The following is a 13,935-nucleotide window of genomic DNA, read 5'->3' as shown; positions in this document are numbered from 1 at the left end:
ATGTGTTGAGATCGACTCTTGGCCCTTTATTTGCTTTTTATCAGGTAAAGCCTTTTTTCGTCTTTGGCTTGGATCGGGATAGTATCTCAAGTACGACCAAAATCGGGCAGTCAGACTTTCAGCGGGTCCGTGATAGCGAAGGTTCGCTTCGGGAGCTCTTTCAGACCTTCAGTGAGCCGCGCCTGATTCCAGAGGCCGAATGGTTCACGCGTCGCGTTGTGCCGGCTTGAGGAGCTGCTTTTCACCCACCACCGATAGTGAGAGCGATTTATAGCCGACGCTCTGGAAAAGGACAACGACGGTATCGCCTTCATAACGCACAATCTGTCCCGTTCCCCATTTCGGGTGCTCGACTGCGCTGTTGAGCGGGAAGGGTATGTGTTGTTCCTGCTCGTTGGAGGTGGTACCGGCCTCGCAATTGTCGCAAAAGTTGCAAGGAGCCTGATATTCCTCACCGAAGTAATTAAGCAAGTACTTGCGCCGACAATCTGTCGTCTCGGCATAGGAGCGCATCATTTCGACTCGCGAATGCACATAGCGCTGATAGGCCTCCTGAGATTGGCTGGCTTCCTGAGCGACTTCGGCTTCATTCTGGTTTTTTTGTTTCAGGAGCGCCTCCCCTGTGGAGGTGATTTCCACGACACCAGCTTTTCCCAGGTGATGCAGTATCTGCGTCAATTTCCCCGAAGGAATATCCTGCTTCTTACTGAGTGTTTCGGGATCGATCGGCCTGGTTGCGCGTTTTAGTACTCGTTGAAGCCGCTGTACCTGGTCCGTTTCAATCGAGCCGCTTCCAACGAGAAATTGTTGCAACCCCACATCTTTGGGATTGTAGAAGAGGAGCGCTCGAGCCTGCTGGCCGTCTCGTCCGGCCCGTCCGATCTCCTGATAGTAGGCATCGATAGAGTCGCAAATGTCATAATGAAAGACAAAGCGCACGTCAGGTTTATCAATCCCCATTCCAAAGGCGTTGGTGGCAACAATAACCTCGATCGCGTTCTGCATAAACGATTCCTGGGTCTGTTCGCGCTCTTTGGCCTTCATGCCTGCGTGATAGAATGCTGCATGGATGCCTGCCTCATTGAGTGTTGCGGCAATCTCTTCTGCATGTTTGCGGGTAGCAACGTAGACGATGCCGGGCTTCTCAACATCCGCGATAGAGTCCAGAAGGGCCTTCTTCTTCTGTGTATTGTCATGGACGGTTTCGACACCAAGCCAGATCTCCGGGCGGTCAAAGCCCCGGACAATGACGCGTGGGTTATGCATCCCCAGTCGTTCAACGATCTCTTCACGGACCGGTGGCGCAGCAGTGGCGGTCAACGCGAGAACACGTGGATGCCCGATTGCCTCGATAACGCTTCCCAGGCGGATATAGGATGGGCGGAAATCATGCCCCCACTCGCTGATGCAGTGTGCTTCATCAACGACAAAGAGCGATGGATGTGCCTGCTTGACCTGTGCAAGCGTCTCCTCATTGTCGAACTGCTCAGGAGCCAGAAACAAAAACTCCAGCTTCTGTTCTTGCAAACTGTCCAGTGTCTCCTGACGCTCGGCTTCGGGCTGAGCGGAATTCAGTTGTGCAGCTTCTCCGGCGGGAAGTTCCTCAAGCGCTTGCGCCTGATCGCGTTGCAGGGCGATCAGTGGCGAAATAACCACCGTTGGACCTTTCAGCAGCCGGGCTGCTACCTGATAGATCAGCGATTTCCCGGAGCCTGTTGGCATCACCGCTAACGTATCATGACCCTCAAGAAGTGCCTGTATTGCGGCTTCCTGTCCCGGGCGTGCGTTTTGATAGCCGAACGATTGCTGTACAAGCTGGCGAATGCGTTCTAGCGTTTGTGTTTTTGCCATGAGATCTGCTGTGCCTCCTGATGTACGGTGCTCTCTTTTCAACACGGCTTGCTGTCTTCTTTTGTTTCCTTTTATGCTCTCTGGCTTGCATGGAAGATGCGCCCTTCTGTTACCTTTCTTCGATGTTTATCGTGATACCTCTGTCCATAAAAGACCGAAGTGAAAAAGAAAATTCCGTCCAGTTCTTCCTTTTCTGCAAAAAAAGAGCGGACGTTCTATTGTGGCATAGGAAGTTCAAGAAAGGAGACGCAACCGTATGGTAGGGAAAGATCTTCTCATTTCCTGGCTCAACGATGCTTATGGAATGGAAAACGCGCTGATTCAGGTTCTGGAGCATCAGGTGAAAGATGCGAAGGACTATCCGCAGGCGCAAGTAAAGATTCAGGAGCATCTTGAGCAGACACGCCAGCATGCACAGATGGTGAAGGAGTGTGTGGAGAGCCTCGGCGGAAGCACCTCTGCCATGAAGACAGGCATGGCAAAGCTATTCGGGCAGATGCAGGCTGTTTCAACCGGCGCTGCTCGTGACGAGATGGTCAAGAATGCCCTTGCGGACTGCGCGGCAGAGCATTTTGAGATCGCTTCCTATTCCGCACTGATTGAGGCGGCACAGGCAGCAGGCGAGCCGCAGGTTGCTCAGGTCTGCCAGCGGATCCTGCGCGATGAAGAGGAGATGGCCCGCTGGCTACAGCAGAATCTGCCAGCGGTGGTACAGCAGACCATGACGCAGGTGGTGAAAGCTCGTTAACTGCGACTGAGAAGGGGTGTCTGCCGGACGCCTCTTCTTTTTTTTGCCCCTATTAGAAGATCACACCTGCTTTGAGCGCCGTCAGCTTATCCGGGTTGGTGATGAGGTAGATATTTTGCACCCGTCCATTGACGATCTCCGGCAGCATCGCGGCGAGAATCTGGCCATTATGCTGACCGAGAAGCGCAATTTGCCCGTTTAGCTCCACTGGAATGATCTGCATATCTGCTGGATACCAGCGCATACCGCCGAGCATGCCGCGCACAACCTTCTTTGCTCCCTGTACTGGCCTGAGTCCTGCCCTCGTCTTGCCATTGCTGTCAGTTGTGAAGACCACATCATCTGCCAGCAGATGTAACAGCTCCTCGACATCACCATTTCGCGTCGCCCGGGTAAAGCGGTCGAGCATGCTTTTCTGCTCTTCTAGCGGGACGGGAAAACGGGCCTGTGGCCGGTTCAGGCGTTGTTGGGCCCGATGCAGGATCTGGCGACAGTTCGCGACGCTTTTGCCCACAATCTCGGCAATCTCTGTATAGCTATAATCAAAGACCTCGTGCAGCAGGAAGATAGCGCGCTCCACCGGGTTCAAGCGTTCCAGCATCAGCAGGAAGGCAAACGAAAGCGACTCCGCCCGAGCTACGTTCTCGGCCAGGGTGTCGGTCAGAACGGGCTCGGGCAGCCAGGGACCAATATAGACCTCTCGCCGAGCGCTCGCCGACCGTTGCTTGTCGATGCATAAACGCACCACAACGGTTGTGAGATACGCTTTCGGCGTCTGCATCTCGGTATCACTGGCCTGAAGCCAACGCACAAATGCTTCTTGGACGATATCCTCAGCGTCTGTATAGCTACCGAGCATGCGATAGGCGATAGAGGTGAGGAGTAATCGGTATTGATTGAATATTCGAGTTGTCTCTTCTGGATCTTTCACCTGATACTTCTACCTTTTCTCCTCATTATATCTTATTATCTCGCCAGGGACAACTGACGCTGCTCCGCATAAAGCGAGGATCCTGCCTGAAGGATGAGGCGCGAGACCCGCCGCGCGCTTGCCAGGCTGGCATCAGTCGCGAAGCCCTCCGAGCCGACCCAGTCACCGGCCAGATAGAGATTCGTGAGTTCTGGCAGGCGATAATCTGGCCTTCCGGCAAAACCACCGCTACGCACAAGCGGAAGAGTTCCTACCGTCTCGACAGGAGAAAGAGGTCCCCGGCTGCTGGCGAGCTATAGGGGTAGGTGATGTTCAGCTCTCGGAGCACCTCAGAAGCGCTTCCGCCTGAATAGAATGCATGCGATCCACGATTAAGCGAATACCCCTGATACCGCTGCGAGGCGGCGCGACCTCCCGGGTGAGCGGCCTTTTCAAACAAGGTGACTTTAACACCTGCGCGTGCCAGATAGGTAGCGGCGCTTAGTCCGCTCAAACCTCCACCAACGATTGCGACAGTCAGTTGTTCTGTGTTCATATTCTCAATCCCTTTCGTGTATTGATGTTCTTTGTCCTTTGTTGCAAATGATGACGAAAAGGGGGTGAGATTTGTGACACATTCCTCAGATGTTTTGCCCATCTTGTGAAAAAGAAAGCAGATGAGCGAGATCGCGCTGACAGATCGGGCAGGTGCAGTTGTTTTCGTAGATGGGTTGACGTCCTCCGAGTGGCTCTACAATGTGATCAATGATAGCACGCCAGTACGCGAATTTGGCCTGTACCTCGCCTGTGCTGACGAACTGCTCGACAAGGTGAGCAAGTGGGGGATCCCAGGTGCGCAGATCGGCAAGCAGCCGCTTGCTGCTGACCCACCAGCGCCCGCAAAGCTGGTAATGATAGTGCAGGAAGTCGTTGAGCCCGACATGCATCACCAGGAGCGCCGTCAGGGGATCATCGTGCAGGTTCCTTTCGGCTTTATCGTTGCCATGAAAGATCATGAAGTGCAGCATTTGCAGTTCATCGTCACGTATCTTTTTGGGTTGCGCCTTTCTTGCCTCTTGCTGTAGACTTTGGAGCTGCTGTGTCTTATCAAAGAGAATGATTGACTTCGCGATGATGGGAATGCGTTCGGCCCGCTCCATTTCTTCTCTGGTATGCTTGCGTAATTGCTCAAGGGAGAGGAAGGTGAGGTCTAGCTTGACCCCGCCGATGCTTGGATGATTGATATTGGAACAGGGATTCTCTTCATTGACGATAACCTTTGCATCGCAATCGCTTTTGTCGGTTGCTTCCATGCGTGCCAGCGAGCCAAAAATGATGGCTCCCAGATAGCGTTCGTGTTGCTGTAATTGGAGAAGCGCGCGGATGGCCGGGAGAAAACGGGCGGGAAAGGGGGAAACAGGTTGCGACATATACAACTCCTTTGGGTGAGGACCGGGTGAGCCCCGTTGCTGTTCCCGGTCGATGACAATGGTATATTTCTGTATATTTGTATATGTATTGTGCCAGGCGCGAAAAATAGAGATGGACTGCTTCAGAGGTTATTCGCGAGGAGACTCCATAATTGCATTGATGCCTCCATCAACATGGATGGTGGTGCCGCTCAGGAACTGGTTGACGCCACTCAATAAATAAGTCACAAGGGAGGCGACATCTTCGGGCGTACCTGCTCTTCGTACCGCGTAGTGCGTTTCAAGGCGCCTGAGTTCTGCCTGTGCCTCAGGTGAGCTGTTGAAATCTTCTACAAGCTGCGAGGTCATAATCATTGCGGGTGCAATGGCGATCGCTTTGATGTTATCCGGGCCCCATTCAATTGCCAGTGATTTTGTCAGGGCAACGAGCGCCGCCTTTGCTGCATTATAGGGGAATGTGCCCGCAAAAGTGCGTTCGGCATGAATCGAGGCCATATTGACGATAATGCCATTTCCGCACGCCTTGAGCTCCTCATAGGCCTCCTGACAGATCGCCCAGGCGGGATAAAAATCGACGGCAAAGCAGCGCTGCACATCTTCCAGCTTTGCCTTCAGGACGCTGTGGAAAAAGTTCGCGCCCGCATTGTTCACCACGCCATCCAGTCCCCCCAGAAATGCGATGGCATCGCGTGTGAAGCGGCGAGCCTCGTCAAGATTACTGAGATCGAGCGCACGAAAGAAGGAGCGGCGCCCGCACTTCTCTATCTCATGAATGACCTCGGTGGCTCCCTCTTCGGTCAGGCCACAGAACGCGATATCTGCGCCATGCCGGGCGGCCTCGAGCGCGATCGCCCGACCTATACCGCTGGTCGCGCCGGTCACGATGATCCGTTTATTCTGTAACATCGTTTTATGTTCACCTTCAAAAATCTTTCCCGTCTCAAAGAAAGCGGGGAGCAGTTGCAGCTCAATCGCATTATAATGGGATCAGGCCGCGTCTGTAAACAGTTGCTTTCAGGACGGGAAAGAGGCAGTATCTCGATGGAGTTGAGCAAGCGCCTGCTGGTTCAGCGGGTGTGTTTTGCGCAGGAAATCGAGAATAATGGCCAGCTCGTGCGGTCCATAGCTTTCATAGAGTTCGCTCCACGCCTGCTGTAAGTATCGCTCGAAGAACGCGTCAAGCTCTGCCATTTTCGGCTGAGGACGAATGAGGACGGTGCGCCGATCCCGCTCTGAGCGTTCTCGCTGGACGTACCCTGCCTTCTCCAGACGATCAATGACGCGGGTAACGGCTCCCGTGGTCAGGCCGGTTCGTTTCGCAAGAGTGCCTGCGGTCATCGGGCCGAGGGAGCTGAGAAGGTTCAGGCATTGCAAATCGGTCGCATGCAAGCCTGCGCGCTCGCCAATCTTCTCAAAGAAAAAGACGGCTTCCGCAACGAACTGGCGTATCTCCTGCTGAAATGTTTCCTTCGTATTGGACTGTGGTTGCTGCTCGCTTGACATGGCTATCTCCTTTATGTTAAAGTCAAAATATCTTCCTTGTGCAGATACTTCCAGAGGAAGATAATTCTCATGTAGTATAGCATACAGGAGAAGGAAGGTATATCGATGATTGTTGTGACCGGACCAACCGGCAACGTTGGCGCTGAAGTCGTGCGTCTGTTGCTGGATCAGCGGCCTGCTATGCCTTTTCGGATCGCGGCCCATAATCCCGAGCGTCTTCGTGCTTTGTATGGACAGGATGTCCCCTGTGTTGCCTTCGATTATGATGATCGCTCGACCTGGGGCGCGGTGCTAGATGGCATTCAGATGCTCTTTTTGTTGTTCCCGCTGCCTCATCCTCGCACCGTGCAAACCCGCATGAAGCCTTTTATTGACGCTGCTGTGCAGGCGGGATGTCAGCATATCGTTTATGTGACAGTACCGGGCGCCGATGCGTCTTCGGTGATTCCACATTATCACGTCGAGCGCCACATTGAGCGATCTGGCGTTGCTTATACCTTTCTACGAGCCAGTTATTTTATGCAGAATCTCTGTCGTCGGATCTCAACACATGGTATTGACATCGCGGAACACAACGAGATTTTTATCCCGGCTGGCAACGGGCTGACCAGTTTTATTGACGCGCGCGATGTGGCGGCGGTCGTCCTCGACATCTTCCGTGATCCCGCTCGCTTCAAGAACCGGTCCTATACGTTGACCGGCCCCGAGCGGCTGAGCTTCTTCCAGGTGGCGCTGGTCTTCTCGAAGGTACTACAGCGCCCGATTCGCTATGCCAGGCCGAGCATGCTCCAGTTCTGGCAACGTCTATGGCGGCGTGGCGTTGCCTGGGATGTCATCTTCTTTATGACTATCGTCTATACGTTAACGCGGCTTGGCAAGAACGCTCTGATGACTGCTGAACTGCCTGCGCTCCTGGGACGGCCCGCGACGACAATAGAACAATTTGTTGCTGATTATCACATGCGTTGGGAGACGCAGGAATGGACCTGATACGCTCCTCTCACGGCTTGAGAAGCGCTTCAAGCTGTATAACCAGGCCGTCAAACGCGAACATGACACCATCCGGGAGCCGCTCCGCGTAGCGCGGGATATCGATATCATGTGAGAGATGGGTCAGCACCATGTGCCTGATACCAAAGCGCTGCTTGATTGCCAGAGCCTCTTCAACGTCATAAATAGAGCGCCGGTGCGGCTCAGCCTGCTCTTTCCAGTAGGCTGCTCCCAGAATCAGGAGGTCCGAATGCTGTAGCGGCTTGAATTGTTCATCTGTCACCTGAAAGGCGTCGGGCATGTAGGTCCAGGTGCTCTCACGGCCTGTAAAGCGAATCGCGTACGAATAGCCGTTCGCTCCATGTTGGACCTGATGGAACGTGATCTGCCACTCTGCAAGCTGAAGTTCTCGTGTGGCGACCATTTCAATTCCGCGTTTCGGTGTCAGGTGCGCGAATTTTTGTTGCAGGCCTGTAATCATCTCTTCCGGACTGAAAATGCGTGCGGGTGCATGATGCCAGAAGCAGAGGTCCCCGAAGTCGCCGAGCCCCGCGATATGATCGTTATGCAGATGCGTAATCAGCACGTTGCGAGGAATCTCCCCGGACGAGAACTGCAAGAACTGCTGACGGAAATCGGGCGAAACGTCAATCTGGATCGGGCCCTCGGTTGTGTGTACCGAAATCGAGGGGCGCATGCGTACATTTCTGGGCACTCTTTGTATGCAGACATCGCACGTACAGAGCAGCCGGGGAACGCCTCTGGAATCGCTGGTTCCCCAGAAAGTGATAGCGGTCAAGAATAAAAATCCTTTCCAATGGTGTATTGCTCCTCTACAGAGAGAGCTCAGAGGGAAGATGTGCCGCCGCCTCCAGAGCTGCTTCAATCTCACCACCCTTTGCCAGAACAGCGTGAAATAAGCTGGCTGCTTCGGCCTTGCTCTGCTCGCTTAAATCATCCCGGAAAAACACCTCATCAGCACACTCAATCACGTCCTGAATGACGCGTTCATAGCGGTAATAGGTGAGCGCGGCCCAGTTGATGGGCATCATTCCATACCCTTGAAAGAAAGGTGACCCGGCATGCTCAATAAAGATGAAGTCGCGCTCTTTCGGTGCCAACATCACTTCATCCCAGTCGAGCACGAACACGCGCCCGGAGCGATCTCGTAACAGGTTGGCCGGGTGCAGATCCGCGTGACAGAGCACCGATGGAAGCGCCTGTTGCTGAAGTGCGGTCGCCAGCGTTTCCATCGCGTTGATGGCCCGCTCTATCGCGACCTGGTGGAGCTTCCACGATGCGCGAAAAGCGTGAGCAGCAGGACTATTGGACGTGTGGAGCTTCTGCACCGCGAACGTCCGCAGCCAGCGAGCGTATGCCGTTGGATCAAACGTTTCCCGACGGAGCGACGCCGTGATGTCGGGCGAAAGCGAGACCCGGTGAATCTGGCTGAAGATACGCCCTGTCTCTCTCCATTGATCGTCGGTTATGCCTGTCCAGCTTGTGTCGCCATCAAGGAAAGGATAGAGCATCAATGTCCAGCCCTCGATGTTGGTCCACAGGGTGTTGTCGCTGGTAGGACAGGGTGCAACGACTGCTGAGATTCCCTGTTTCTGTAGTACGGCGGGAACAACGCAACTCGGCTTATAGAGCGCTCCCGTTCTCACCTTGAGCAGATATGAGACCCCCTGCTTGCTCTCCACGCGATATTTTCCGGCATTGGTATCAAGCCCTACAGGAAGATATTCGAGCGAAACGGGTGTTATGCCATATTGTTCTTGCAAGCAGGAGAGGAGCTGTGTTTCTGTAAGTGCTGGTTGTTCTCGCATCGTGTGACTCATTCTTTCTTTTCTTTTATTGTGCCATAGAACAGGTGTATGGGCAAGCATTGCGGCACAAAAGGGCTAGAAGTCGGTGAGGTCGCTTGCTTCATGGGGAAGGCTTCTATTGCTTGCTTTTCGAGAAAAGAAGACATGAGCATACTGGAGGGAGGATGTGTCGATGAAACATATGGCACACAACTGGCTCGCCGAGTTGCCTCAGGATAGTGGAGCAACTCCAGCTTTCGCGCATGTGTAGCAAAGGGAGAAAAAAGCAGACGGGACACGAGGAACCGCCCACCCTCTTGTAGAGAGAGGCGTCATTCCCCGCGTCCCGCTGTCATGCCCTTACTGCCTGTGGTTGTACTGGTTGATCACAGTGCCATCACAGCACTTGATCGTGGTAGTGACCATCGTGTACGACCCCTGTCCGTCAGTGTACACCTGCTGCGACCCTTCCATCTGCTGGCTGGGGCAGCTGGCGTGGTTTCCCTGCTCGCACTGCTCGCACATCTTTGACCTCCTTGTAGAGAGGGTTATTGGTGACGACCTTCAACCAGAGTGGTTGTTCAGTCCGAAAGGTCCGCTCGATGCATGCATCGAACGACCCCTCACAGTCTGACATAACCACCGCAGTTAGAGAGCATGATACTTTGTTCTTTATGCGCTCTAAACATTCGCCTTTCTTCAAAAAGAAGCGAATCGGTAGATTCAGCGATTCTCCGAAGTAAGATCAATGGAGCTGCATGGATAGTTGATGGGCTACACTATACCATACTCTCGGAGAAATAGCAAGATACCGGGAAGCATTCGTTGTACTGCCATACCATCCTGACTGATATCTCTCTGGGCCTTGCTCTCGAATGAATGGTACAATGTGAGGGTAAGCTATGGTCTGTTTGCGTGCCGGTGGTCCGAGCTGCTCCGCAAACAGTTACCGACCTGCTCGTTGTCCTTCTCGTATCTCTGTGAGCCTGTGCGCCGGGCAACCTCTCGCTCGCTGCGTCTTTTGGTGAGAAGGTGCGTCCATTGTAGAGAAAGTTGTGCAGTCAGGAGGAAAAAGACCGTGTTATCTCAACACGATATCGGGAGCGCTCTCACAACCGAGCAGGTATGGAATGCCTTCCATGGGCCACTGTTGCGCTTCATTCAAAAGCGAGTCTCGGACCCGGTTGCAGCGGAGGATATTCTACAGGATGTTTTTCTCAAGGTTCATCAGCGCATTGAGACGCTGCGGGACGCGGAAAAGCTGGAATGCTGGATCTATCAGTTGACACGAAATGCCATCATCGACGCGTATCGTCGCCAGCTCATAACCGCCCCTCTGGACGAGGACGTCTTGCTTGATGAACTGCCTGATGACGACGTGGTGAGCGAGCTATTGCCCTGCGTGCGTCAGATGGTGATGAACCTGCCCGAGAGAGACAGACAAGCGCTCGTTTTGACCGAGTATCACGGGCTATCGCAAAAAGAGCTCAGTGAGCGGCTTGGCCTCTCCTTCTCGGGCGCGAAATCGCGTGTGCAGCGGGCGCGTGAGCGGCTCAAGCAGGAGTTGCTTGAATGTTGCCATTTTGAGCTTGACCGGCGCGGCCATATTATCAACTATCAGCCACGTTGCACCTGTTGCGAACGTATTCAGGTGCAGAAGAGATGCACGGGGCGGTGAGCTACACCCGCTCCGTCTGTCTTATTGCTGTGCCTCGGCTTCAAACCAGATCGAACGAAGCTCATGGCTGCCGAAAAGTAGTTCGGCAAGCGTCCCTTCAGCCTCTATTGCGCCATCACGCAGCACAATGATATGGTCAGCACGTCGTAGCACTTCCGGGTGATGCGAGACCACCAGCAGCGCAGGCGGTTCATTCTCAAGGAGCCGCTGCCAGAGGGCTTGTTCTGTGTGTACATCTAATGCGCTGGAAAGGTCAGGTGAGAGACAATGGCGCGCCAGATCAAGGCGCTGCAGGTTCGTTCGTTATGCTGTCTGGTAAGAGTGGAATATGCTGTAATATAGTGTGCTACTTGTTAATGGGGAGGAAGATGGAGCGACCGGGGAAAGAATGTGTGAGGAGCATAAAAGTTCCTTCCTTGTCTCTATAACTTTTTCTTATGAATAAGGCAATTATAAGCTGAAGCCTCTTTTGTTGTCAAGCACGGTATGATTTTTCTTTTATAAAAGAGGATACCTTCTATAGGAGAAAGATCGAGCTTTGGCCACAACCTTTGATGGGCTGATCATTCCATGTCTGTTGCATCAACATATGTTCACATCGGCTGCGTTCACCTTGTATTTTTCTCACATTTCCGTGTACAATGAAGTGTATGCAACAGACAGTGATTCCCTCGTAAGCTCGGCGCATGCTTACATGCTAGAGGAAAAAGCGCCACTATAGTAGCTCCCTCTCATCTCATCAGGATGAGCAGCTTCTTGTCGGCCTGCTTTCCCCAATGCGTACCGAGCGTAGTTCCCCTATCCTTTTCTGCTTTCTTTACCGCTAAAACGTATTATCCCTGTATTGAAGAGGAGAACCCATGCATTATTCTATCACCCCTTCGTTGAAGGAGTATCCTGAGTTTGAAACCTATCTCAGGCAGCAGCTTCAGGCGTTTAACGACAAGCATTCGCTTCCACATCGCCAGGCCAGAGATGCCATCAAGCACCTTCAGCTCATTGTCACGGATCAAGAAGGACGCTGGCAGGGTGGTATCACCGCCCAACAATATTGGGATTGGCTGGAACTCGATGTTTTTTGGCTGCCGGAAGAGCTGCGCGGGCAGGGACTGGGAAGCTCGCTGCTTGCCCGTATAGAAGCAATGGGCCAGGAGCATGGAGCCCGCAAGGTGTTGTTAACCACTTTTGAATTTCAGGCTCGTACCTTCTACGAGCGGCATGGATACACAGTGGTCGGGACGGTTGAGGACTACCCGCCGGGCTCGTGCTATTACACGATGGTCAAAAAGCTCTAAGCTTGAGAAAGGGAATGCAAGATGATATGCGTTTGATGAGATGTTAACGAAGATATTACGTTATAGTAGATTTTTCCTGTAACACATTGTTCTCATGATCTTTCGCGCCCCTGCTGAAGAGAGGTCAGCGTTTTGCGCCATGAGTTGGTAGCGGTGGTCCTGTCCTCTGACGGTTCCGCTAAAGGCGATCACGATTCCGCTCCTTGAAAAGAAAACGATTGAGAAGTATGCGAAAAGGAAATATGCCATTGATACGAGGAGCGTATCAGCAGAGAGAGAAAAAAGCATTAGACAACGCTTGTCCCTGCCTGTAAACTGCGTAGAAAAGCGATACTAAGGAAGGTGAAACAATATGGTTATCTCGACAAGTCAACCGCAAGCGTACAGAACTGCCATTTCAAACGGAGAAGCGTGTATCATCGCCGATACGACCGCCGATAAGGGGGGAAGCGGGCAGCACTTTCGTCCGCACGACCTGCTCGAAGCCGCGTATGCAGCCTGCTTGAATATGACCACCAGAATGGTATTGGAGTCGATGCAGCTTCCCTATCAGGAGGTGTGCGTGCGGGTTGAGCTGGATCGCAGCGCAGAAGCAAGCACTACTTTCCGTTTTCATATCGAGATTGTGGGGGATCTTGATGAGGCAAGCAAGCAGCTCGTTTTGAAGAAAGTGCGCGCCTGCCCGGTCAAAAAGACGCTCTCAAAGCAGCTCCTATTTGAGGAGGTGTAAGAATTGCCTTGAAGCTTGCTCACCTGGAACTGGCCCGAATATGACACAGGGTGACATAAACCGTGGGTATCATAGAGCAAGAACGAAGTTGCTAGAAGGAGAATATGCGATGCAGTACGGTATTGTGTTACCCATTTCGGGAATCGGCGGAAGTGTTGACCGACTGATTGAGTATGCTCAGGCGGCTGAAGAGGCGGGATGGGATGGTATCTTTCTGGAGGATTATCTTGTCTACTGGCGTGATGAGGGTGTTACCTATGATCCCTGGTTGACGTTGGCGGCACTCGCGATGCGCACGAAACGGATTCGTCTGGGAATCACGGTGACGGCGCTACCATCGCGTTTGCCCTGGCAGGTGGCGCGAGAGGCGATCACGCTGGACCACCTCTCGCATGGTCGGGTGATCCTGGGCTTTGGGCTGGGTGATCCGCAGGACATGCATTTCGGCGAGGTTGAGAAGGCGAAAGAGCGCGCCGAGATGCTGGATGAGGGCCTTGAAATCCTCAATGGGCTGATGAGCGGGCAACCTTTTCACTATGAGGGAAAGCACTATCAGGTGAAAGAAGTGACCTTTGTGCCCAAACCTGTGCAGCAGCCGCGCATCCCGATCTGGATAGGGGGAATGTGGCCGCGCAAGGCTCCAATGCGTCGGGCGGCTCGTTGGGATGGCTTTGTTCCTGCAAAGCTACCCGATGAGAACGGGTATACTGAATTCCAGCCTTCTGAGCTTCGCGAGATCAAGAAGATGCTTGAGCAAGAGCACAAAGGACCATTTGATCTGGTTACTGGCGGCACGACGCCGGGAGATGATCGCGCAAAGGCGAGGGAACTGATGGAGCCAATGCGTGAGGCGGGCGTGACATGGTGGTGTGAGTTTGTATTACCTGAGCCGGGGCAGGAGGAAGAGGCCCTGACGCGTATTAAGCAGGGTGCGCCTCGCTAGCATTCGGGAAGAACAGCAGTGCGCCGAGACAAGGCGCACCGCTGTTGTT

General features: G+C 53.4%; 18 protein-coding genes. 7 read left to right on the top strand and 11 right to left on the bottom strand.

From position 1 onward, the window contains the following. Nucleotides 1-68 precede the first annotated feature (68 nt). On the top strand, nt 69-230 hold the full coding sequence (locus KTH_RS11695) for a hypothetical protein (protein ID WP_497618753.1): 162 nt from the start codon (nt 69-71) through the stop codon (nt 228-230). Here the strand turns inward: KTH_RS11695 and KTH_RS11690 are convergent. Then, complete coding sequence (locus tag KTH_RS11690) at nt 205-1,851, bottom strand: RecQ family ATP-dependent DNA helicase (protein ID WP_497618751.1); 1,647 nt, start codon at nt 1,849-1,851, stop codon at nt 205-207. The two genes, KTH_RS11695 and KTH_RS11690, sit on opposite strands and share 26 nt — an antisense overlap. A 256-nt stretch (nt 1,852-2,107) precedes the next feature. Here KTH_RS11690 and KTH_RS11685 point away from each other — a divergent pair, with 256 nt between their 5' ends. Then, nucleotides 2,108-2,599: a YciE/YciF ferroxidase family protein gene (locus KTH_RS11685; protein WP_497618749.1), complete on the top strand. Its 492-nt coding sequence runs from the start codon at nt 2,108-2,110 to the stop codon at nt 2,597-2,599. Between the two features lie 52 nt (nt 2,600-2,651). Here KTH_RS11685 and KTH_RS11680 read toward each other — a convergent pair whose 3' ends face one another. The 6 genes from KTH_RS11680 to KTH_RS11655 form a co-directional block, all read right to left on the bottom strand. Then, complete coding sequence (locus tag KTH_RS11680) at nt 2,652-3,530, bottom strand: RNA polymerase sigma-70 factor (protein WP_497618747.1); 879 nt, start codon at nt 3,528-3,530, stop codon at nt 2,652-2,654. A gap of 35 nt (nt 3,531-3,565) precedes the next feature. Next, nucleotides 3,566-3,766, bottom strand: coding sequence for a hypothetical protein (locus tag KTH_RS11675; protein WP_497618745.1), 201 nt, complete (start codon nt 3,764-3,766; stop codon nt 3,566-3,568). A 14-nt stretch (nt 3,767-3,780) separates the two neighbouring features. Then, nucleotides 3,781-4,065: an FAD-dependent oxidoreductase gene (locus tag KTH_RS11670; RefSeq protein WP_497618743.1), complete on the bottom strand. Its 285-nt coding sequence runs from the start codon at nt 4,063-4,065 to the stop codon at nt 3,781-3,783. A gap of 85 nt (nt 4,066-4,150) precedes the next feature. Then, on the bottom strand, nt 4,151-4,939 hold the full coding sequence (locus tag KTH_RS11665) for a hypothetical protein (protein ID WP_497618741.1): 789 nt from the start codon (nt 4,937-4,939) through the stop codon (nt 4,151-4,153). A gap of 129 nt (nt 4,940-5,068) precedes the next feature. Beyond that, a complete protein-coding gene (locus tag KTH_RS11660) occupies nt 5,069-5,845 on the bottom strand; it encodes an SDR family NAD(P)-dependent oxidoreductase (protein ID WP_497618739.1) in 777 nt (258 codons plus the stop codon). A gap of 108 nt (nt 5,846-5,953) precedes the next feature. Continuing rightward, entirely contained in the window at nt 5,954-6,442 is a 489-nt protein-coding gene (locus KTH_RS11655; protein ID WP_497618737.1) for a MarR family winged helix-turn-helix transcriptional regulator, read from the bottom strand. A gap of 105 nt (nt 6,443-6,547) precedes the next feature. Here KTH_RS11655 and KTH_RS11650 point away from each other — a divergent pair, with 105 nt between their 5' ends. Beyond that, a complete protein-coding gene (locus KTH_RS11650; protein WP_497618735.1) occupies nt 6,548-7,432 on the top strand; it encodes an NmrA family NAD(P)-binding protein in 885 nt (294 codons plus the stop codon). A 10-nt stretch (nt 7,433-7,442) separates the two neighbouring features. Here the strand turns inward: KTH_RS11650 and KTH_RS11645 are convergent, their stop codons facing one another. From KTH_RS11645 to KTH_RS11635, 3 genes are all read right to left on the bottom strand, one after another. After that, nucleotides 7,443-8,231, bottom strand: coding sequence for an MBL fold metallo-hydrolase (locus KTH_RS11645; RefSeq protein ID WP_497618733.1), 789 nt, complete (start codon nt 8,229-8,231; stop codon nt 7,443-7,445). Between the two features lie 34 nt (nt 8,232-8,265). Continuing rightward, complete coding sequence (locus KTH_RS11640) at nt 8,266-9,261, bottom strand: phosphotransferase enzyme family protein (RefSeq protein ID WP_497618731.1); 996 nt, start codon at nt 9,259-9,261, stop codon at nt 8,266-8,268. Between the two features lie 424 nt (nt 9,262-9,685). Then, nucleotides 9,686-9,877: a hypothetical protein gene (locus KTH_RS11635; RefSeq protein WP_211326086.1), complete on the bottom strand. Its 192-nt coding sequence runs from the start codon at nt 9,875-9,877 to the stop codon at nt 9,686-9,688. A 441-nt stretch (nt 9,878-10,318) separates the two neighbouring features. Here KTH_RS11635 and sigZ point away from each other — a divergent pair, with 441 nt between their 5' ends. Continuing rightward, nucleotides 10,319-10,918: an RNA polymerase sigma factor SigZ gene (gene sigZ / locus KTH_RS11630; RefSeq protein ID WP_497618728.1), complete on the top strand. Its 600-nt coding sequence runs from the start codon at nt 10,319-10,321 to the stop codon at nt 10,916-10,918. Between the two features lie 21 nt (nt 10,919-10,939). On the opposite strand, the gene KTH_RS11625 is transcribed toward sigZ, so the two are convergent. Beyond that, nucleotides 10,940-11,092, bottom strand: a complete 153-nt coding sequence (locus KTH_RS11625) for a hypothetical protein (protein WP_497618727.1) — start codon at nt 11,090-11,092, stop codon at nt 10,940-10,942. Between the two features lie 686 nt (nt 11,093-11,778). On the opposite strand from KTH_RS11625, the gene KTH_RS11620 reads away from it, so the two are divergent. The 3 genes from KTH_RS11620 (at nt 11,779) to KTH_RS11610 (ending at nt 13,886) form a co-directional block, all read left to right on the top strand. Next, nucleotides 11,779-12,213: a GNAT family N-acetyltransferase gene (locus KTH_RS11620; protein ID WP_497618725.1), complete on the top strand. Its 435-nt coding sequence runs from the start codon at nt 11,779-11,781 to the stop codon at nt 12,211-12,213. 352 nt (nt 12,214-12,565) lie between these two features. Further along, nucleotides 12,566-12,943 (top strand): OsmC family protein, encoded by a 378-nt coding sequence (locus KTH_RS11615; RefSeq protein WP_497618723.1) that lies wholly within the window; start codon nt 12,566-12,568, stop codon nt 12,941-12,943. Nucleotides 12,944-13,052: 109 nt separating this feature from the next. Beyond that, entirely contained in the window at nt 13,053-13,886 is an 834-nt protein-coding gene (locus KTH_RS11610) for an LLM class flavin-dependent oxidoreductase (RefSeq protein WP_497618721.1), read from the top strand. Nucleotides 13,887-13,935: the final 49 nt, after the last annotated feature.

The organism is Thermosporothrix sp. COM3 (assembly GCF_059696735.1).
This window is presented reverse-complemented; position numbering and strand designations above follow the sequence as displayed.

Bases quoted from the DNA above. Each gene is read 5' to 3' on its own strand.
- KTH_RS11690 (WP_497618751.1), bottom strand. From the start codon at position 1,851: ATGGCAAAAACACAAACGCTAGAACGCATTCGCCAGCTTGTACAGCAA.
- KTH_RS11685 (WP_497618749.1), top strand. From the start codon at position 2,108: ATGGTAGGGAAAGATCTTCTCATTTCCTGGCTCAACGATGCTTATGGA.
- KTH_RS11670 (WP_497618743.1), bottom strand. From the start codon at position 4,065: ATGAACACAGAACAACTGACTGTCGCAATCGTTGGTGGAGGTTTGAGC.
- KTH_RS11665 (WP_497618741.1), bottom strand. From the start codon at position 4,939: ATGTCGCAACCTGTTTCCCCCTTTCCCGCCCGTTTTCTCCCGGCCATC.
- KTH_RS11660 (WP_497618739.1), bottom strand. From the start codon at position 5,845: ATGTTACAGAATAAACGGATCATCGTGACCGGCGCGACCAGCGGTATA.
- KTH_RS11655 (WP_497618737.1), bottom strand. From the start codon at position 6,442: ATGTCAAGCGAGCAGCAACCACAGTCCAATACGAAGGAAACATTTCAG.
- KTH_RS11650 (WP_497618735.1), top strand. From the start codon at position 6,548: ATGATTGTTGTGACCGGACCAACCGGCAACGTTGGCGCTGAAGTCGTG.
- KTH_RS11640 (WP_497618731.1), bottom strand. From the start codon at position 9,261: ATGCGAGAACAACCAGCACTTACAGAAACACAGCTCCTCTCCTGCTTG.
- KTH_RS11635 (WP_211326086.1), bottom strand. From the start codon at position 9,877: ATGTCAGACTGTGAGGGGTCGTTCGATGCATGCATCGAGCGGACCTTT.
- KTH_RS11620 (WP_497618725.1), top strand. From the start codon at position 11,779: ATGCATTATTCTATCACCCCTTCGTTGAAGGAGTATCCTGAGTTTGAA.
- KTH_RS11615 (WP_497618723.1), top strand. From the start codon at position 12,566: ATGGTTATCTCGACAAGTCAACCGCAAGCGTACAGAACTGCCATTTCA.
- KTH_RS11610 (WP_497618721.1), top strand. From the start codon at position 13,053: ATGCAGTACGGTATTGTGTTACCCATTTCGGGAATCGGCGGAAGTGTT.